This window comes from Acinetobacter parvus DSM 16617 = CIP 108168, from assembly GCF_000368025.1.
Classification (GTDB): domain Bacteria; phylum Pseudomonadota; class Gammaproteobacteria; order Pseudomonadales; family Moraxellaceae; genus Acinetobacter; species Acinetobacter parvus.
The window spans coordinates 275,605-295,474 of sequence record NZ_KB849212.1 but is presented as its reverse complement, the minus strand read 5'-3'; the positions used below and the strand labels follow the sequence as shown (position 1 = coordinate 295,474).

The 19,870-nt window shown below is 40.0% G+C and carries 21 protein-coding genes and 2 tRNA genes; 7 read left to right on the top strand and 16 right to left on the bottom strand.

Annotated features, from left to right (window positions below):
- Positions 1 to 184: 184 nt before the first annotated feature.
- Positions 185 to 1,600, top strand: coding sequence for a Si-specific NAD(P)(+) transhydrogenase (sthA, locus tag F988_RS07890; protein ID WP_004682326.1), 1,416 nt, complete (start codon positions 185 to 187; stop codon positions 1,598 to 1,600).
- 80 nt (positions 1,601 to 1,680) lie between these two features.
- Positions 1,681 to 2,151, top strand: a complete 471-nt coding sequence (locus F988_RS07885; RefSeq protein WP_004682325.1) for a DUF3465 domain-containing protein — start codon at positions 1,681 to 1,683, stop codon at positions 2,149 to 2,151.
- Between the two features lie 39 nt (positions 2,152 to 2,190).
- On the opposite strand, the gene F988_RS07880 is transcribed toward F988_RS07885, so the two are convergent.
- The 13 genes from F988_RS07880 to ychF all read right to left on the bottom strand — a co-directional run bounded on the left by F988_RS07880 (position 2,191) and on the right by ychF (position 12,948).
- A complete protein-coding gene (locus tag F988_RS07880) occupies positions 2,191 to 2,643 on the bottom strand; it encodes an Mpo1 family 2-hydroxy fatty acid dioxygenase (RefSeq protein ID WP_004682320.1) in 453 nt (150 codons plus the stop codon).
- A gap of 181 nt (positions 2,644 to 2,824) precedes the next feature.
- Positions 2,825 to 3,436: a septal ring lytic transglycosylase RlpA family protein gene (locus F988_RS07875; RefSeq protein WP_004682318.1), complete on the bottom strand. Its 612-nt coding sequence runs from the start codon at positions 3,434 to 3,436 to the stop codon at positions 2,825 to 2,827.
- Positions 3,437 to 3,723: 287 nt separating this feature from the next.
- Positions 3,724 to 4,725, bottom strand: a complete 1,002-nt coding sequence (mltB, locus tag F988_RS07870; protein WP_004682314.1) for a lytic murein transglycosylase B — start codon at positions 4,723 to 4,725, stop codon at positions 3,724 to 3,726.
- Between the two features lie 20 nt (positions 4,726 to 4,745).
- Positions 4,746 to 5,888, bottom strand: a complete 1,143-nt coding sequence (rodA, locus tag F988_RS07865; protein ID WP_004682312.1) for a rod shape-determining protein RodA — start codon at positions 5,886 to 5,888, stop codon at positions 4,746 to 4,748.
- 246 nt (positions 5,889 to 6,134) lie between these two features.
- Entirely contained in the window at positions 6,135 to 6,794 is a 660-nt protein-coding gene (locus tag F988_RS07860) for a hypothetical protein (protein WP_004679678.1), read from the bottom strand.
- 359 nt (positions 6,795 to 7,153) lie between these two features.
- Positions 7,154 to 7,969 carry an NADPH-dependent 7-cyano-7-deazaguanine reductase QueF gene (queF, locus tag F988_RS07855; RefSeq protein WP_004682311.1) on the bottom strand — a complete coding sequence of 272 codons (816 nt, stop codon included), beginning with the start codon at positions 7,967 to 7,969 and terminating at the stop codon, positions 7,154 to 7,156.
- Positions 7,966 to 8,739, bottom strand: coding sequence for an ABC transporter permease (locus F988_RS07850; protein ID WP_004679673.1), 774 nt, complete (start codon positions 8,737 to 8,739; stop codon positions 7,966 to 7,968). Before F988_RS07850 ends, queF begins: the two co-directional genes overlap by 4 nt.
- Positions 8,736 to 9,671: an ABC transporter ATP-binding protein gene (locus F988_RS07845; RefSeq protein ID WP_004682310.1), complete on the bottom strand. Its 936-nt coding sequence runs from the start codon at positions 9,669 to 9,671 to the stop codon at positions 8,736 to 8,738. Before F988_RS07845 ends, F988_RS07850 begins: the two co-directional genes overlap by 4 nt.
- 126 nt (positions 9,672 to 9,797) lie before the next feature.
- A tRNA-Arg gene (locus F988_RS07840) sits at positions 9,798 to 9,873 on the bottom strand.
- A gap of 116 nt (positions 9,874 to 9,989) precedes the next feature.
- On the bottom strand, positions 9,990 to 10,571 hold the full coding sequence (locus F988_RS07835; RefSeq protein ID WP_004679669.1) for a hypothetical protein: 582 nt from the start codon (positions 10,569 to 10,571) through the stop codon (positions 9,990 to 9,992).
- Between the two features lie 148 nt (positions 10,572 to 10,719).
- Positions 10,720 to 11,403: a 3'-5' exonuclease gene (locus tag F988_RS07830; RefSeq protein ID WP_004682309.1), complete on the bottom strand. Its 684-nt coding sequence runs from the start codon at positions 11,401 to 11,403 to the stop codon at positions 10,720 to 10,722.
- An 88-nt stretch (positions 11,404 to 11,491) separates the two neighbouring features.
- Positions 11,492 to 11,785 carry a nucleotidyl cyclase domain-containing protein gene (locus F988_RS07825; protein WP_228127228.1) on the bottom strand — a complete coding sequence of 98 codons (294 nt, stop codon included), beginning with the start codon at positions 11,783 to 11,785 and terminating at the stop codon, positions 11,492 to 11,494.
- Between the two features lie 71 nt (positions 11,786 to 11,856).
- A complete protein-coding gene (ychF, locus tag F988_RS07820) occupies positions 11,857 to 12,948 on the bottom strand; it encodes a redox-regulated ATPase YchF (RefSeq protein WP_004679664.1) in 1,092 nt (363 codons plus the stop codon).
- Positions 12,949 to 13,156: 208 nt separating this feature from the next.
- Between ychF and F988_RS07815 the strand changes: the two genes are divergently transcribed.
- Positions 13,157 to 13,927, top strand: a complete 771-nt coding sequence (locus F988_RS07815; protein ID WP_004682306.1) for a glutathione S-transferase family protein — start codon at positions 13,157 to 13,159, stop codon at positions 13,925 to 13,927.
- 470 nt (positions 13,928 to 14,397) lie between these two features.
- Positions 14,398 to 14,868: an Lrp/AsnC family transcriptional regulator gene (locus tag F988_RS07810; RefSeq protein WP_004661600.1), complete on the top strand. Its 471-nt coding sequence runs from the start codon at positions 14,398 to 14,400 to the stop codon at positions 14,866 to 14,868.
- A 44-nt stretch (positions 14,869 to 14,912) separates the two neighbouring features.
- Here the strand turns inward: F988_RS07810 and F988_RS07805 are convergent, their stop codons facing one another.
- Positions 14,913 to 15,662, bottom strand: coding sequence for a YebC/PmpR family DNA-binding transcriptional regulator (locus F988_RS07805; RefSeq protein WP_004682305.1), 750 nt, complete (start codon positions 15,660 to 15,662; stop codon positions 14,913 to 14,915).
- A 134-nt stretch (positions 15,663 to 15,796) separates the two neighbouring features.
- Entirely contained in the window at positions 15,797 to 16,342 is a 546-nt protein-coding gene (locus F988_RS07800) for a 1-acyl-sn-glycerol-3-phosphate acyltransferase (protein WP_004682304.1), read from the bottom strand.
- Between the two features lie 288 nt (positions 16,343 to 16,630).
- On the opposite strand from F988_RS07800, the gene F988_RS07795 reads away from it, so the two are divergent.
- Positions 16,631 to 16,707: transfer RNA gene (locus F988_RS07795), tRNA-Ile, on the top strand.
- Between the two features lie 126 nt (positions 16,708 to 16,833).
- Here F988_RS07795 and F988_RS07790 read toward each other — a convergent pair.
- Positions 16,834 to 17,682 carry a hypothetical protein gene (locus tag F988_RS07790; protein WP_004679660.1) on the bottom strand — a complete coding sequence of 283 codons (849 nt, stop codon included), beginning with the start codon at positions 17,680 to 17,682 and terminating at the stop codon, positions 16,834 to 16,836.
- A 101-nt stretch (positions 17,683 to 17,783) separates the two neighbouring features.
- Here F988_RS07790 and F988_RS07785 point away from each other — a divergent pair, with 101 nt between their 5' ends.
- Positions 17,784 to 17,963 (top strand): helix-turn-helix domain-containing protein, encoded by a 180-nt coding sequence (locus F988_RS07785; protein WP_004679659.1) that lies wholly within the window; start codon positions 17,784 to 17,786, stop codon positions 17,961 to 17,963.
- A gap of 116 nt (positions 17,964 to 18,079) precedes the next feature.
- On the top strand, positions 18,080 to 19,600 hold the full coding sequence (locus F988_RS07780) for a DUF3987 domain-containing protein (protein ID WP_228127136.1): 1,521 nt from the start codon (positions 18,080 to 18,082) through the stop codon (positions 19,598 to 19,600).
- Positions 19,601 to 19,870 lie beyond the last annotated feature (270 nt).

Here is a 19,870-nt window from a genome sequence, read left to right as displayed (position 1 = left end):
TCTACAACCTATTGCTTGAGATATTCGATTATTATAGTCAAATTTATAGGTTTATAGGATGAAATAGGTATTCATTTTGAAAATGTGAATATATAAAAATATATGGTTGAGAAATACATCAACCCATAGCATATTAGTTATCATATATATAGAAGTAAACAGCTAAGAGATAAAGGAGCTTTGAATGCCACGTAAGAAAGAGGTCGTTGGTGGGAATGTTGTAAAATTTGATGCAGTCATTCTCGGTTCTGGCCCAGCTGGTGAAGGCGCGGCAATGAAGCTAGCTAAAGCAGGTAGAAAAGTAGCAATCGTCGATGTACGTGATCAACTCGGTGGGAACTGTGCACATGTAGGTACAATTCCAAGTAAAGCCTTACGTCAAACAGTTTCAAGTATCATCCGTTATCAGCGTGATCCAATGTTTCAAAAAGTAGGTGAATGGAAACAATTCACCATGAAACAAGTGTTACGCAACGCGCATAAAGTGATTCAACAGCAAGTTGATACTCATACACGTTTTTATGATCGCAATAAGATTGATGTTTTTCATGGACGTGCATATATCCAAGATAAAAATACCGTACTCATTTTTGGTCAAGATGGCATAAAAGATACCATTATCTGTAAACAAATTGTGATTGCAACGGGTAGCCGTCCTTATCAGCCACAAGGTTTGGACTTTAACCATCCTCGTGTTTTTGATTCTGACAAAATTCTTGATTTGGATTATTCAATTCAAAAAATCATTATTTACGGTGCTGGTGTTATTGGTTGCGAATACGCATCGATTTTTATTGGTCTAGATCATAAAGTTGATTTGATCAACACTCAGCAAAAGCTTTTAAGCTACCTTGATGATGAAATCGCTGATGCATTGTCATATCACTTGCGTGAGCAAGGAGTATTGATTCGTCACAATGAACAAATCGATCGCCTAGAAACCTTTGATGATCATGTGGTTTTACATTTGCTTAGCGGCAAGAAAATCAAAGCTGATGCCATCTTATGGTGTAATGGTCGCTCAGGTAATACTGACGGTTTAGGACTCGAGAATGTAGGTCTTGTACCAAACAATCGTGGTCAGTTGATGGTAAATGATCAATATCAAACTGAAGTTGATAATATTTATGCTGCGGGTGATGTCATTGGCTGGCCATCGTTGGCATCGGCTGCATACGACCAGGGACGCTGTGCTGGGGCGAATATGGTGGGCGAGAAGAACGTTAAACCGATCAAGGATGTCCCAACAGGAATTTATACCATTCCAGAAATTTCATCGATTGGTAAGACTGAACAACAGCTTACCGATGAGAAAGTCCCTTATGAAGTAGGGCAGGCATCTTTCCGTCACTTGGCCCGTGCACAGATTACGGGTGATACGGTAGGTGAATTAAAGATTCTATTCCACCGCGATACTTTGGAAGTCTTGGGTATTCACTGCTTTGGTAATAATGCAGCAGAGATTATCCACATTGGGCAGGTGGTTATGCATAGTCCAGACAATACCCTGAAGTATTTTGTTGAAACAACATTTAACTATCCAACGATGGCGGAAGCCTATCGTGTGGCTGCGTTAAATGGTATGAATCGTCTATTCTAAGCGACATAGACATTGTATGATCAAAATGCCAATCAATATGATTGGCATTTTGCTATGGTGTGTTTGATAAAAAGGTGGATATGAAAACTCAAAAAAATAATTTAATTGTCATCGTGATGGTTTTTCTTATTGCTGCTTATTTGGGATTGGATTTCAAGCAAAAACAAAATACAACCAATGGCTCAGCTCTGCCACCTTCTACCAATTTAGTCATAGATGATCAACAGAAGATCATGCAGGCATATCAACAGCAACGAAGTAATATTCAGGTTCAAGCCCAGGGAACAATAAAAGCAATTTTGCCAGATGACGATCAAGGTTCAAAACATCAAAAAATGATTTTACAACTTGAGAACGGATTGACTGTGTTGATTGCCCACAACATTGATTTGGCACCAAAAATTGAGGGACTTAAAAAAGGCGATAAAGTTGAGTTTTATGGTGAATATGAGTACAACCAAAAAGGTGGTGTGATTCACTGGACTCACCATGATCCTCAAGGAAAACACATTGATGGATGGCTAAAATATCAAGGAAGAATGTATCAATGACATCTTCCTTGAATCCTGATGAACCTAACATGCGCTAAATCAGCTTGTAAGCGCCAATTTTTGACGAGATTTCCATTTAGGTAGGACTTTAGCCAGATAAGCGTCCATGCACCATACTGGGCCAATCAGAAGGAATTGCAGGTCCTTGAAGAATGATGGCTTTTTGCCCTCTACTTTGTGCCCATAAAACTGTCCAATCCAGGCAACCACAAAAACGCCAATATAAAAACCTACCCCTACAGGCAGAATTACAATCAGCCATGCCATGACTGCCAATAGCGCGGCCATTGCCACTGCCAGTACAATATCCAGACGGGCATAAAAGACCAGGGTCAGTACAAGCAGCAGGGCGGTGAGTAGCGTGCTAAAGTGAGCAAGAATCCCAATGATTGAAAAAAGAATGGCTGGAACGCAGACCCAGTGAATTTTTTTATTGGTTTGGTCTTGATGGCTGTCACTATATTCATCAAACCATTCAGTAATTGATTTCACAGCGCTCTCCTTGCTATGCGACTATGTTTTTTTGAATATACCGAAGAAAAGCGAGAGGGTCAAAATGATTCTTGGGAATGATAAGGAAATGATGTCTCTAATTAAAGAAAATAAAAATTTTGGAAACCTAAAACATAAAAAGCCACACAAGGTGGCTTTTTATCGAATTGATGAACCTGAATTAAGAATTTGGACCATCAACGCGTTCTATACTTACTTTCGCAGTGCCGGCATTGGTAACACCGAGTTGCTTAGCTGCGCCATAAGATAAATCTAATACACGGTTACCATGGAATGGACCACGATCGTTAACCTTAACTACAACGCTTTTACCGTTGTCTTTATTGGTCACACGAATGTAACAGTTCAATGGCAGGCTACGATGAGCAGCAGTTAAACCATTCATGTCGAATGTTTCACCGCTTGCAGTCTTACTACCATGAAATTGACGACCATACCATGATGCTACGCCAGTTTGGCTAAACTTACGTACGGTATTAGACGCAACAGTGTTAAGTTTTTCAATCACTGAAGGCTCTTCTTCAGGGATATCAATTTTAGCAGCAATTGTTTGGCGACGTACTTTGTCACCATAACTCTCAGTGATTGAAAGACTATTGACGTTAGAAAAACGAGAATTAAAATTTTGAGAATCTTTGCTCAAAACGCGGGCTGCTAAATTAGAACCTTCAACATCATTTGTTAATGATGATGATTGTACCATTTCAGCATGTAACGGGCTTAAACTTAAGCCTGCCGTCAGCGCTAGAATATATTTCAGCGAAAACTGCATTGTATAAACTCCTAGAGAACATGCTTTTCTATCTCAACAAAACAGCATTGAAATACAGTGCACATGTCTAATTATTCACTTTTGCAATTACTTTTCTTGGGTGGATAATATTCAGCGCTTACGAAGTGTGTCTAGTCTTTAACGATAAATAGTTACAAAAAGGGTAAAAACTTACAGTTTTAGATTAAAAAATAATCAATATTGTAACAAAATATGAAATTTGATTATTTAACACCCTTTTTGAACCATAAATTTATTGACTTTCAGATTTTGTTTAAAAAATCGGGTTATCTTCCTGCGACTTCAGTGCCTAATAACCACACCGCTGTGGCATACATTCGACTCTTATTATAAGTCGTGATTACTTGGAAATTTGGATAGGTGATGTAATAAATAGGTCCAAATTGGTCTTGTAATTGAATAACATTTACTAAATCAAGATCATCTATTTTTACCAACGGGTCAATAGGCGCAATACCCAGTCTTTTCAGCTCTCCATACGGAGTTGGCAGGGTTAAATCCTTGGCAATAATGCTGTCTGGATTGTTGCCAAGATAGCGGGCGGGGAAGCCAATTGGACGATCCCGTTGCCAGCCATGTTGGGCCAAATAGTTCGCAATTGAACCGATTGCATCAACGGCTGAATTCCTTAGATCAATATGGCCATTTCCATCATAGTCAACGCCTAACTTTTGAATGTTGCTTGGCATGAATTGTGGATAGCCGATTGCACCCGCATACGAACCGACGATGCTATTAGTTGGGTAGCTTTCCTTATATGTCCATGCAATCAGTGCTGCCAATTCATCACCAAAATAGTCTGCCCGACGTGGGTATCCAAAGGCCAGTGTTGCAAGCGCATCCCGTGTGATGAAAGAGCCTTTATTGGCGCCATAACCTGTTTCTACGCCTAAGATTCCCAGAATGACCGACTTAGGCACACCAAACTGCTGTTCTGCGCGATTCAGGGCATCTTCATACTGGCTTTTAAAGCGAGCGCCACGTTGAATAGTGCCCTCAACCAGAAACATTGAGCGATATTCATACCAGGGCTTGCTTTCACCAGGACGGGTCATGATATTCAGGATATTGGGCAGGTTGCGTGCCCCACTCATGGCGGCATCTACCTGCTCACTGCTCAGGCCATAAGTGTTCATGGCCTTTTGTTTAAATGCAAAATAATTGGGATGAGTGAAAAATTCATTTGCCTGCGCCCAGTTACTACTCAAAAATAGGCTGGCACTCAAGGTAACAAGTTTAAAAGTTTTATTTAAAGTTTGATGAAACATAATGTTTATATCGTTCCTCATTATCGATGTGTATGAATAGACATCACCAGTCCAAATGTTGACATAAGGGTAATAATTGCAGTGCCACCATAGCTCATAAACGGCAAAGGCACACCCACTACAGGTAAAATACCACTGACCATGCCAGCGTTTACAAATACATAAACAAAAAAGGACAAACCAAATGCGCCCGCGACCAGACGACCATAGTTATGGAAGCTTTGCAGGCCTATCTGGAACGTTCTGAAAATAATGGCGCAATAGAGCAGAATCAGTAGGCTGACCCCAATCAGGCCAAATTCTTCGGAATAGGCCGCAATAATAAAGTCGGTATGCCCTTCTGGCAGAAAGTGCAGATGGGATTGTGTTCCCTCCAGAAAGCCCTTGCCTGAGAACCCGCCTGATCCAATCGCTGTTTTTGACTGGATGATGTTCCAGCCTGTCCCTAAAGCGTCCGCTTCAGGGTTAAAAAGGGTTAAGACGCGCTGACGCTGATAGTCATGCAGTAAAAACTCCCATGCAATTGGGATGATCACGGCCACAGCACCCGCTGCCGCCGCAATCAATCGCCATGACAGGCCACTTAGAAACAGAACAAAAATTCCGCTGGCAAGAACCAGTAATGAAGTTCCCAAGTCGGGCTGCTCAGCAATCAGCAAAAATGGAATGACAATCAAAACCAGAGACAGAATTACCTGAGAAAAGCTGGGTGGTAGTACCTTGCGCGACAGGAACCATGCAATCATCATCGGCATGCCAATTTTCATAAATTCGCTGGGCTGGACGCTACCGAAACCAGGAATATCAATCCAGCGTTGTGCCCCCATACGCACTTCACCAAAAATCACCACTGCAAGCAGCGACAGCACAGCAAAGATATAAAAGTAGGGTGAGAATGCCTGATAAACCTTGGGAGGAATCTGTGCCAGACTGAACATGACCACAAAGCCAATGCCAAAACTCATGGCCTGCTTGCTAACCAAGCCGACATCCTGAGCAGAAGCACTATATAAAACGGTCAATCCCAGCAGGGCATTCAGCACAAGAAACAGGCAAAGCCAGGGGTCGATATGCAGTTGTTGCCAACGGGATAACTGGGTTGCTGTGCTCAAGCCGTCACGCGGCGCTTGACGTAGAAATTTATACTGGGAACTAGGTGCCATGCGAGTGTAGATCGGGAAATCAATGCTTGGCGAATGCTAACATAAATGCGGATTTAGAGCGTGCAAATTTAGAAAATGTGACATTTATAAGCATTCAATCTATAGAATGAAATGGCAATACATTTGTTCATAGGATTTATACCATAAAATGCTATAAATCAACCTAATAGATGAGTAGGGCTGTAGTGCATACGCCCAATAAAAAGCGATGGTTTCATGACCATCGCTTTTGCATCATTTGCTGAATTACTTTTGAACCAATAACTGATCAAAATGTTTTGCAAATACTTCAAGTTCACCTTGGCTTAAACCTGGGATGAGCTTGTTGATCACAATGTGAACGGCTGTTTCGACACCACTGGTTGCAACGCTCGCAACACCGCGTTTCATCATGCCCAGACCCAGCGTTTTGTTAAATTCGGTCATGAAGTGGTGAGTCAATGCATCAGCAAAAGTTTTAAATTGCTGGGTTAATGCATCACGTTGTGCCTTGCCATTTCCAGCAGCGACTTCTGCAAAGCTTTTTTTCATGTCAGCGACCAGCGTATCAGGTAGAACCGTACCAATACGTTGTTGACCATCATTGTCAGTAAACAGGCTTTTTTCCATAAACGACAACGATTCAAGAACCTGCTCGTTCGATGCCTTGCCTAATAATTGCTTAAGTAAAGTCTCAACAATGCCACGGATTTTGATTGCAAGTTTCTCGGTGGTGTCACGCTTATCACTTGGCGGAAACTTTTGAACCAGCTTAATCAGCATGTTATCTAATAATTCATCAGTCAACTGTAGAGAAATTTTGTCACGCAACGGATATTGTGGTTCTTTACTGTCACGGTTGGCTTGTGCAAGTTTAATATCCTGACTCAAACCTGCTGATGGAAGAATACCGAAATAACTGGTCATTGAAGAACGTCCTCTATATCAAATTTATCCGAATAGCCGTAAAACCTCGGGGTTTAGCCCGAGGATATAAGGCTGCAATCCGCTAGTCCCCCTTGTGGGGATTAGCTAGGATTGCTAAAAACATTTGAATCTAGTAATCCATGTGCTATGATAATTACGTTGTATATTTTTAGTCAGCAGACTGATACAACACGAAAAAAACAGTTTTCCCCATTGTAATCCGTGCACTCTTTGCAATCCGAAAGGTAGGACTACATTGGAATAAGAAGCAGAGAACTATAGTATCTGTTTCGTGGCAGGACATTGCCATCTAGCAGTAGGAATCCCCGTCCTTTAGGTCGGGGAGGATGTCAATCGTTTTATTGTCGTGCCAGACGAATTGGCTCGGGCATCCATGACAAATCCGATACACGGCATGGGTTAATATCCAGCCCCCCGCGGCGTGTATAGGTTGCATAAACCATCAGCTTTTCTGGTTGAAGCAGTTGCCAAATATCCGCAAATATTTGCTCAACACATTGCTCATGGAAACCATTATGCTGACGGTAAGAGATAATATAGGCTAACATACTGCGATAACAAGGTCTTTTGCCTTGCAGACGAATAAAAACCGTGCCCCAGTCAGGTTGGCCTGTCACAGGGCAGTTGCTTCTTAAAAGATGTGAATACAGTTCAATTTCAACATGATCCTGACTGCTTGAGTCGAGTTGCAGCAAGCTTGAGTCTGGGTGTTCAGACAGGCGTTCAGGAATCAGCTCATCAATACAGATGCCTGTCGGTTTGGAAATGGCCAAGTCATCGACCTGAAACAGTTGTAGCTCAATCTTTGCACCAGCAGCCTGAGACAAGTCACGTTCCACTGTTTCAATAAATGTTTCTCTTGACTGAAATTGGGTAAAGTTCAGGCTGTTGAAATATAGCTTGAGCGACTTTGATTCAATCAGGTTGAGGGAACTGGCTGGCAGGGTGATGCGGCCAATCGCCACCTGTGGCAAACCGAGCTGGTTTAACCATGAAATTTCAAAGACATGCCACCAATCCTTACCCTGACTAATGCCGTCAATATGTGCATATTGTTGACGGGAATCAGCGCGGGCAATTGGAAACAAAACCTCTGGCTGATATTGAGTTGGGTATTGGGTGTCTTTGCCCAACAAGGAAAGTTCAACACTCATTCACGCATTCCTGAACCACGAGCTAATAAATGATAGGCAATTGCATAGAGGGCAACGCAGCATAGTGTCACGATGCTCAATGAAAAGGATACATTGACATCACTGTGTCCTAAAATACCGTAACGGAACGCATTGACCATATAGACAATTGGATTGATTAAAGACAGGTTTTGCCAAAATGGGCTTAACGCGCTAATCGCATAAAAGACACCACCCAGATAGGTGAGCGGGGTCAATACAAAAGTCGGGATAATCGAAATATCATCAAATGACTTGGCATAAACGGCATTGATAAAACCACCAAGTGAAAATAACAACGAAGTAATGATGACGGTGTAGACCGTCACAAATAAATTGTAAATTTCCAGATGGGTAAAGAACAGGCTCATTAGGGTTACAATCAAGCCAACCAGCACACCACGGCTTACACCGCCAATCACATAACCCCAAAGAATCAGGTGTAAGGGCACAGGGCTCATGATCAGTTCTTCAATACTTTTTTGAAATTTTGCACTAAAGAAACTTGATGAGACGTTGGCATAGCTGTTGGTAATCACAGCCATCATAATCAGGCCTGGCACAATGAACTGCATATAGCTAAAGCCACCCATTTCACCAATACGTGAGCCGACCAGGTTGCCGAAAATCACAAAGTATAAACTCATGGTGATGGCAGGTGGCAGCAAGGTTTGTGGCCAAATCCGCATAAAACGGCGAATTTCTTTAACAACCAAAGTCCAGAGTGCGGTTTTAAGCTGATTGAAGTTCATTGATTCGCTCCCGCAAGATTCTTCTCGACCATTTTCACGAACAATTCTTCCAGACGATTGGATTTATTCCGCATACTGTTGACCTGAATATTCTGTGATTGCAGGATCAGGAACAGGTCATTCATGTTATGCGCCTTGTCCATGGTCACTTCCAAAGTCACAGGATCGACCAGATTAAACTTGAACCCGATAATATCGAGTTGTAAATGCTCAATCGGTCGTGCTAGATCGAAAATAAAGGATTCTTCGTTCAACTGATTAAGGAAACCTTTCATACTGGTATCTTCCTTAATCACACCACGGTCAATGATGGCAATACGACGGCACAGCATTTCTGCTTCTTCCAGATAGTGTGTCGTCAGGATGATTGAAGTGCCTTTCTCATTCATTTCAGTGAGGAAATCCCACATGGAACGGCGTAGCTCAATATCCACACCCGCAGTTGGTTCGTCCAAAATCAAGAGTTTGGGTTCATGCATCATGGCACGGGCGATCATTAGGCGGCGTTTCATCCCGCCAGACAGCATGCGTGACTGGATATTACGTTTTTCCCATAACCCCAGTTTTTCTAAATAATGTTCGGCACGTTGTTCAGCCAGTTTTTTCGGAATACCGTAATAACCCGCCTGGGTCACCAGAATATCAAAGGTTTTTTCAAACTGACCAAAGTTAAACTCTTGTGGGACGACACCAAGACATTGTTTGGCATGTGAGGGGTGGGTATCAAGGTTATGCCCAAAGATTTCAACCGAACCCGATGTCTTTTTGGTTAAGGAACTGATGATACTGATTGTGGTTGATTTACCTGCACCATTTGGACCCAGTAGTGCATAAAATTCACCCTCAGGCACAGTTAAATCAATACCTTTTAATGCCTGAAAACCATTACGATAAGTTTTGGACAAATCGCTCAACACCAAAGCATCAGTCATGAACGTCTCACGTTATTTAATAGAATGCGTATTTTGAGCGATATAAAAGAATAAACCAAGTGGAAAAACAGGTTTATGGCGTGTTAAAAACAGAACGATCACAGAAAGGGAAGTATCTTAAGAAGATGGTGCGCTCAGCGGGACTCGAACCCACGCCACAGGCTTCGGAGACCTGTACTCTATCCAGTTGAGCTATGAGCGCGTGCGAGCCACATCATAGGCAAAAAAAGCACATAGGTAAAGTATATAACTTCGCTTAAGGCTGTTATTGTTTATTAAAACAACGATTTCTGCTTTTATTCAGCCATTTTTACAAAATCAGCATGATAAATGCTGAACTGAATAATTAATCAGTTTTAGCGTTTGATTCAGTTGGGTTGGTGGAATACGGGATTCCTGTAATGAGGTAATCCATTGCATTTGACACGCTTTCAATTGTTGTAGCGTTTTAATGGACTGAACTTTTTGTACCAGTGGACGAGCCATCAAGCCGCAATAGGTGGTTAAGGTCTGAATCATCACTTGCTGAATTTCAACAAAAGCGAGTTTTTCCAGTGAAATATTTTCTGGTTGAATCTGCTGGACAGGAACAGTATTGATTTCAGATACTTCTTTTATAGCGGATGTTTCTGAACTGTTCACTTCGTTGACTTGAACACTTAAATCTTCTTTTATTTCATTTTTTACTGGGGGTTGCGTAGCTTGCTGCGCCAATAAACCCATATCAATCAGTTGTTGCACCAGTTCTGTCGGGGCAATTTTTTGTTTATAGTCATGGTTTAGGTCCTGAAAGTCTTCGTGATCAATCAGTAACAATAAACGGCGTTGACGTGCGGTCAGCTCAATATTGCGTTGCTGCAACGCATTTTGCCCAAGTTCCGTTTTAAAAAAATGTGACATTTCTGGATCTCCCCCAGCCAAGAACTAGATGGAGATTAAGATACGGTGAATAGATGACAATAATGTTAACAATTTATTAAATATCATTGTCTTGTTTGGAGTAAGTGGAAAATAATCTAACAGTGCGACACGTTATGGAGTATTTGGCTCACTGAGTTTCCAGTGCCTTGCGTAAATAAGGGTCAAGATCATCCTGACGTAGTAACCATTGAATATAGTCGGTAGGCAGGTCCTGAATGGCAGTACCCTTATGTTTGCCGAAAGTGATGCTCTTTGGAATACGAGCTTCTTCTGAAGCAATATAAAGTTGTTCAATATCCTGAATATTGAGGCGGTGAATGATGTGCATCAGGATATTGGCTGTCAGGATAATATCGGCATCGGCTCGGTGCGCACCCTTAAGCATTTCCCGCGCCTTGTCACTGCCTTTTGAAATTAAATAAATCAGGGCTGAAATATTGTGTGCTTCCGCATCTTCCCAAACATGGCGGGCCAGGGCAAGGGTGCAGATTGGTTTCAGTTTGGATGTATCAACCCCGCAGCGTGCGATTGCGGCAATATCATAATCCACATTATGTCCAATAATATAGCTCGTCTGTTCTGGTAGCTGGAATTCACGGTAATTGGGCTGATCGACCAAATCTGATTCCAGAATATGGTGTACGGCCATTGCCGCATAGGAAATGGGTTGATTGACCTGATAAAGCTGATCAAAGATTTGGCTCTTATCCAGACTTAATTTTCCACTTTCAATTTTAATCGGCGCATAGGCGATTTCGATTGGCAAACCATTCAGTGTATGTGTCTCAGTATCCAGAATAATGGCTTGCATGAAGTGGTCCTATATGAAGTCTAGAATTTTATTATCTTACAAGAAATTTATTTATTGTGCCGTCAAATAATCGCTGTTTGAGCCCAGCCTAAAATGCTGGTTCAGTATTCGTAAAACTTTGAATGGTGGTTTGAGATTTACCCAAAGACTTTGACTCATACATGAGCTGGTCTGCAATCTTGGTTGCATCCTCAAGATTTTCAGGTAGTTCAGTCAAGATTGCTAAACCCATACTAAAGTCCACGCGGTATTGTTGTTTTAAACCACTTTCCTGAAATAATGCTCTAATACGCTGGTCACAGTGATTTGCCTGAGTGTCATTGACTGCCTTGACGCCATCAAGGTCAATGATGCCCAACACGACGAGTATGAGTAAAATCAATAAACGTCGTAGGTTGGTATTTCATGCGAATAATCGTTCTAAGGTCTTTTCCATTACATTGTTATAAATGATTACACATTAAAACGGAAGTGCAATACGTCGCCATCCTGAACAATATAGGTTTTGCCTTCCAAACGCCATTTACCCGCTTCTTTCGCACCGTTTTCACCGTTGTATTGAATGAAGTCATCATATGCAATACATTCAGCACGGATAAAGCCTTTTTCAAAGTCCGTGTGAATCACACCTGCCGCCTGTGGCGCTGTGGCACCCACTTTAACGGTCCAGGCACGGACTTCCTGTACACCTGCAGTAAAGTAGGTTTGTAGGCCAAGTAATTTATAACCTGCACGGATCACCACGTTTAAGCCTGGCTCTTCCATTCCCATCGCTTCCAGAAATTCAGCACGGTCTTCATCTTCCAGTAATGAAATTTCAGCTTCGATCTGGTTGCAAAGTGGAACAACAATCGCATTTTCCTCAGCAGCCAATTTTTTTACGGCGTCAAGATGTGGATTGTTTTCAAAACCATCTTCCGCCACATTGGCAATGTACATGGTTGGTTTGAGTGTCATTAAACCAAAACCACGGACTGCCTTACGCTCATCATCAGAAAGGTCTGCTGCACGTGCTGGCTTACCTTCATCCAGTAAAGGCTGGATTTTTTCCAAAGCTGCCTTGGTTGCAATGGCATCTTTGTCACCACCTTTTGCTGCTTTGGTTAAGCGTAACAATGCTTTAGCAACAGTATCAAGGTCAGCCAGTGCAAGTTCAGTGTTGATGGTGGCAATGTCATCCAACGGGTCAATTTTACCATTCACGTGAATGACGTTTTCATCTTCAAAGCAACGCACCACATGGGCAATCGCATCCGTCTCACGGATGTTGGCAAGGAACTGGTTACCGAGGCCTTCACCTTTGGATGCGCCCGCAACCAGTCCTGCAATGTCAACAAATTCCATGGTGGTTGGCAGAATACGCTGAGGTTTTACAATCGCCGCAAGTTTGTCCAGACGTGCATCTGGTACAGGTACAATCCCTGTATTGGGTTCAATGGTACAGAACGGAAAGTTTTCAGCAGCAATGGCTGCCTTTGTTAATGCATTAAATAATGTAGATTTACCTACGTTTGGCAGACCAACAATACCGCAATTAAAACCCATGAAACCACTCACAAATGTGTTATTTAAAAAATTGCTGCTGATTTTACATGAAAGCCATGACAAAGTCAGGTCATGGCTGGAATGAAAAGTCGATCTCGCCCAAATTACAGGAGATAGGAAAAAAATGACATTGTAATCATTCATTTTTACTTCTAAAGTATGGCAAACCTTAGGTTTGAACGAATAGAAAAATAAATTTGGAGAATTTATGCGGGTTTTATACCAATTTCCTTTGTCTCATTATTGTGAAAAAGCTCGCTGGTTGTTGGATCATAAGGAATTGGACTATGTGGCACATAATTTAATTCCTGGTTTTCATCGTGCGTTTACCTATTTCAAGTCAGGGCAATACCTATTGCCAATGCTGAAAGATGGTAAACGCTGGATTGCTGATTCGACCCAAATCGCCTTATATCTGGATGCAACCTATCCTGAACATACACTGTTAAGACGGGATGAGCAATTGCGTGATCAGGCGCTGCAAATTGATAAACTGGCAAATGAGCTGGGTATCCATGTACGCCGCTGGTCACTGGCACAGGCACTTTTAGTGGGTGATCATCCGCTTGAAATCATGATGGGTGAACAAGGCTATTTACGCCAGTTTGAGAAGATTTCTAAACCAATTCTGAAAAGTCTGGTCTCAACCAACTATAAGCTTAATCCCGAAAAAGTCGCTAAATCCAAAATTCGCATGACAGAGATAATCGCCGATTTAAATCAGCGTCTGGTTGATAATCAGGGGCGTTACTTGGTGGGGGATCGTCTGGGTTTGGCTGATATTTCGGTCTGTTCAGTCCTTGCACCCTTGCTGGTGATCAAGGGAACACCGTGGGAACTGGAAAATGATGATATTGAACAGTTCTCAGACGAATTAAAGCAGTATCACGACTATTTACTGGATTTACCACTTGGACAATATGCACAGCGTATTTATGCCACTGAGCGTAATGCCCGTGTTGATTGGCGAGGGATGTAAATTTTCCGCTATACATCAGCCCTAAAATGTTTAGGGCTTTTTTATGAGAAAAAAATAGACATCTTTCACAAGATATAAGAAAAAATGATTAATGAGTTTAATATCTAAAAGAAAATTCCTTTTTTTAATTAAAAATTGGAATTTATTTCCAAAATTGCTTTAAAAAAAATGAAAAGAGGGAAATAATTATGAAAGAGCTTTGCTATCTTATGTTTCAGGGTGAGGAACGATAAGTTCCGCAAGGGAATCGAAACCAGTTGTTCAACTTTTGGGAGACAGTTGAACCGTGATTTAAAAAGTTTGGTTTCGAGCTTGAGACAAAGATAAGCCAAAAGTTTATCGGAATAGTGTCTACATTATCTATGTAGTATGGTCAAAAGTTAAACGTATGTTTTTCCCTTGATCCCCCCAAAAATTACACATAAGAGAACAGTTCCGATGCCACCTAATTTTAGACTGAGGACTGTACAATGGAATTAGATCGTTTTGATAAACAGATTCTGGAAATTTTGACCCATGAGGATGTCAACCTGAATGAACTGTCAGAGCGTATTAACCTATCTGTCAGTTCAGTACACCGTCGGATCAAGAACCTGATTGAGTCTCAGGTGATGGGACAGCTCAAACGGGAAATTAATTTTAATAAGCTCGGCTTTAGCTTACATATTCTTTTACAAGTTTCATTGAGCAAGCATGATAGTGAAACCTTTGATAAATTCCTGCAAGAAATTGAAGATATTCCAGAAGTCACCAATGCCTTTTTAGTGACAGGGCAGAGTGCAGATTTTATTCTGGAACTGGTGGCTCGCAATATGGATGACTACAGTGAAATCCTGTTACGCCGTATTGGCAAGATTGACAGCGTGGTTGCACTACATTCAAGCTTTGTGATTAAGGAATATAACGTATTTAACTGCTATAAGCTTTTGAACAAGCTATAAAAAAATGCATCTAAAAAGATGCATTTTTTATTCATCTGAGTGGTTTAGACATCAAGCTGCGCTAAAACATCTTCAGAGAACTCAACGTTGGTATAGACGTTTTGAACATCATCCAGATCTTCAAACATATCAATCATTTTCATGATTTGCTTGGCTTGATCAATATCTGTGATTTCAGCTTTGGTTGATGGGCTCATGACCACTTCTGCATTGTCGGACTTTAGACCCGCAGCATTCAAGGCATCTTGTACATCACCAAAACTTTCTGGCGTGGTAATAACCAGGATGCCATCTTCAGAAACTTCGATGTCTTCTGCACCAGCTTCCAGCGCCACATCCATGATTTTGTCTTCTAAAGACACATCTTCAAAGCTAATTTCACCGCGTTTGGTAAACAAATAAGCCACTGAACCCGATGTGCCTAGGTTACCATTATTTTTTGAGAAGCAATGACGGACGTCTGGCACAGTACGGTTTAAGTTGTCTGTCATGGTTTCAACCAGAACGGCAACACCACCCACACCATAACCTTCATAAGTGACTTCGTTTAAATCTTCATTATCCTCGCCACCTGCACCGCGCTGAACAGCTCGGTTGATTGCATCACGCGTCATATTCACTGAAAGTGCTTTTTCAATCACTGCACGCAGACGGGGATTGCTGGCTGGATCGCCACCGCCTAGTTTCGCTGCTGTAACGATTTCACGAATATATTTAGTAAAGACTTTAGCACGGCTGGCATCTTGTTTTGCTTTACGATGCTTTGTGTTGGCCCATTTAGAATGACCTGCCATGGAAATAACTCCAAAAATTAAAACTTAAAAAAGTGCAGGAATATTAGCATAGCGATGGTTTTGTTGAAAACAACCGTATTTGATATTCCAAATTTAAAATTGGCCTGATGATCTTAACGTGAACAGAACAAACGCTATTGAATTTTCACATCGATGCCATATTCGGCATACAAGGTTTTGATTTTTTCTAAATCCTGCTGCAAGTCGGTTGGATAAATTTTACCTAAAATACCGCCTTGCCTGGTTTTGGCATTGGCGTACATCAGGATGATGGGTACATTGGCTGCCTTGGCAATATGCCAGAAACCAGTCCGAATTGGCTTGCGTTCTTCGCCATCTTTGGCACGTGTTGCCTCAGGTGCAATCACAAGGTTGAAATGATCATTTTGATTAAACAACTCAACCATTTGTGTGACAATATCTTTGCTGGCCTTGCGGTCAACAGGGATGCCACCAAGCTTTTCCAGAATCGTTTTAAGAGGGCCTTTAAACAGTTCTTTTTTGATAAGCGTATGGATTTTAAGCTCTAAAATTTCAAATAGTGCAAGTGACAGGATGGTGTCCAGATTTGAGGTGTGTTCAAAGCCAATAATAACTTGTTTGTTTTCTAAAATGGCTGGATTGACATTATATGTCCAACCCGTTGCTTTAAAAATAGATTTTCCTAAGAATTTTTTCATGGCAGAAATACATGACAAATGAATGATGAATGGCAGCAGTGTAATGCGAGTTTTTTAGAAAATACATATCCTAAAATTCCACACTAAAAAGAAATTTGGATGTTTCTTAATTAATCAAAATATGCAGATATTATCTTTACTCAAGATGCAGAGATCAGATAGAATCAGCGCAGTTTTTGGTTTTACTTCGTTTTTTAGCGACTTGATAAAATCATCTGCTTGTAATTTAAGTTAAATTTAATTAAGATCTAGTCGCATTTTTCATATCAAGTATATGATCAAAGTTTAGGGCCTATAGCTCAGTTGGTTAGAGCAGCGGACTCATAATCCGTTGGTCGACAGTTCAAGTCTGTCTGGGCCCACCATATAAAACAACCACTTAGGTGTACCAATCCTAAGTGTTTTTTTGATTTTAAAAAATTAGTAAGCGTATGGTAAGCAAAATAAATCAACTATAAATCATTGGTTATTTTTATCGATTAACAATAGGCTTACTCTAAATAGTGCAGCTCTATAAATCTTTTCTTAAATTCATCCATTGATTGTTGCATTCGGACGAAACGTTTCATTTTTCTTACTTTAATAATCGATTCTTTTATTTCACTATGAGATATTAACTCTATCCAATTTGTTATAGTTGATTGATTCGGTTGTCGTATATGCAAGAATAGTAAATCCAACAGATAGACAGAACACCATCGAAGATTATCCAAAATAAACTGAATATTCTGTGTTAAAAACTTGTGTACATTGTTGGCTTGCTCAAATTTTAATTCGTATATACATTTGTAATAGCTATATACGATATATCCAACAAAATCCAAAAAATTTACAAGCATGAAGAATTGAGGCTTTCCCTTCCACTGTCTCCAAATATCACCTGCATTAGATTGAGTTAAATCCATAGGAAGTTTTTTAAGTAAATAATCTAAATTTTTTTTAGGTAGGGTTGCATAGAATATTTTTAGATCTTCATGTGTTGGAAATCTTTCAAGTAATTTCCAAATAGGATGTTGAAAGTAGAGAGATGATTCAGGAATTTTTACCTCGCAAATCTCAAGCGTACTTTTATTTGGTGCAGTTGTGCCTAAACTATATTTATACCAAATGGCTGACTCTTGTTGGTCAAAAAATTCTGAGACTCTATTCGCATTCGCTATAAAAAGTAAATTTTCTGTTTCGGTTGGATCAGGCCCTAATCGAAAGGCCTTATTAATTTCAACAGCGATTCGACGTTTTATACTCACGTTAATACTTATATTTTCATACCAAATAATGGTTCTTAGGTAGTTAATGGCATTTTTTCGTATACGAGACGTTTTGATTTCATTCATGATCATGATTTAAGGTCAATTGTCAACTTAAGCAAATAAACTTGAAGATAAACAATACAGCATAAATCAACTAAAAAGTACGTAATGTTATTTAAAGGAGCTTCGATATGAAGTCAGAATCATTACTTTGTACTACGGCAGAAGCAGCAAAACTTCTAGGACTTCAGCCTCAGACTTTACGAAAATGGGCTATCTACGAGACCGGTCCAATTCTTCCAAAGCGTCATGGTCGCTTGTTACGTTGGAATCGGAATGAAATTTTGAAATTTATAGGTGAAATCAAATAGTTATTTGATTTTATAAAATTAAATCTCTCTCCCTTCCAAAACTTTAATTCAAGTTTGCTGCTGATAAATTTTAAGCAGTAAGGGAGATTTTTCTTAAAAAAGTTGATGATCTTGTAATGTTTGATAACGGAAAAATACTAGCCATAATGGATAATGATTCTGATAAACAAATTAAAATTGGAGAATTTAGTTTAAATAGCTCTTCTGATCAAAATGGCCTTAATTCTACAGTCAAAACAACAGAGGCTTGGGGCTGTATTATTCAACCAGGATCTTTTACTGTGGCAGATAGACTAGATTATCCAATTGATGGATTTCCTCAAATTATTAAAGAAGCTATTGAAGCAATTTCGGAATATGTTCAAGCGCCCATTGCGATGGCTGCACAATGTGTGCTGGGTACAATTTCGCATATTGCACAGGGCAAGGTAAATGCACCTAATTTTTATAGTATTTATGGTGAACCATGTGCTTTATTTTTGCTTACGGAAGGGCAAAGTGGAAGTAGAAAAAGTACAAGTAAAAGACTTGCAGATTATGCTCTTAAAGAACATGAACGGCGAAAGTATGATGCATATCAGAAAAACTTTCAGGAATGGACTCATGCTTTAGCAAGTTGTGTAAAAAAAGAACAAAAGACTTTTTTAGTTGAAAATAATCAGCCCAAAGACCCATCAAGCATATTTAGTGATATTACTCTTGAGTCATTACTTGGTCTATATATTGACGGCTCAATTATTGACGCTTCGATTTCAAGTGATGAGGCAGGGCAATTTTTTGGTGGACATACGATGAAGTCTGATACACGTAACTTAGCCGTAGCAAGTTTCACAAAGTTATTTGACGACGGATCAGTTGAACGTACTAGATCTAAATCTAATTTGAATGGTAGTGGTAGGGCACATGATGTAAGACTAACTTTCAATTTGCAAGGACAAAGGGAAATCTTAATAGAGGCTCTAAAAGATCCAGTTCTTCGAGGCCAAGGTTTTTTAGCAAGATTTATTCTTACTGTTCCTGAAAATTTAGCGGGTAGACGTTTTCAGAATAAAGAAAGCCAAGATAAAGATGCCAGTTCAGATTGCAGGTTAATTGCGTATTGGGAGCGTTGTAAATTTTTATTAAATGAGTCTACTAATCAACGTTACGTTATTCTGTTAGATGACGAGGCAAAAAAAGTTGACCTCGCATTTTATAATGAAATTGAACTTTTGCAAGGACGAGGAAAATGTTATGAATATTTACAAGCTTTTGCTAGTCGTGCAAGTCAGCTTGCACGACGGTTAGCTACAGTTCTTACATACTTTGAAGGTAAAGCATTTATCAGTAAAGAAATATTATCAGTTGCGTGTGAAGTAATTCGATTTTCACTCAATGAATGGCTCAGATATACAGAAGTTGAAGTAGATAAAGAAAGTGATGCTGAAAAATTAATTAAAAATCTGACTGCAAAGTGTAACAAACAGAATACTAATCGAATCTTAAAAACTTTGGCATTAAAAGGGGCTCCTTCACATTTGAGGAAAGTGAAATATTTTGATGAAATCTTGATGGAGCTAATTCAATCCAATCATTTAAGATTAGAAACCATTAATAAATCTGTATACATAGAATTAAATCCTTTATTGTTGTTATAAGTGCGATATTGCGATTCTGTCTAAGGAAATAGGTAGTGAACAGCTTTGCAAGTCGCAAATAAATTGCGATATCTTGGGTGAATGTGATTTAGTACGAGAAATCGCACTTAATCACAAGGGTATTTTTAAAACCATGCGATATGATTGAACTTAATTATTATGTGTTACCCGATATAATCGCAGAATCTCAACTTTTTGTAGAAAATTAGATTTATTATATTTGGGTTGGTTCCTACACTAAACTCAGAGACTAAATTATCAAATGTGGAA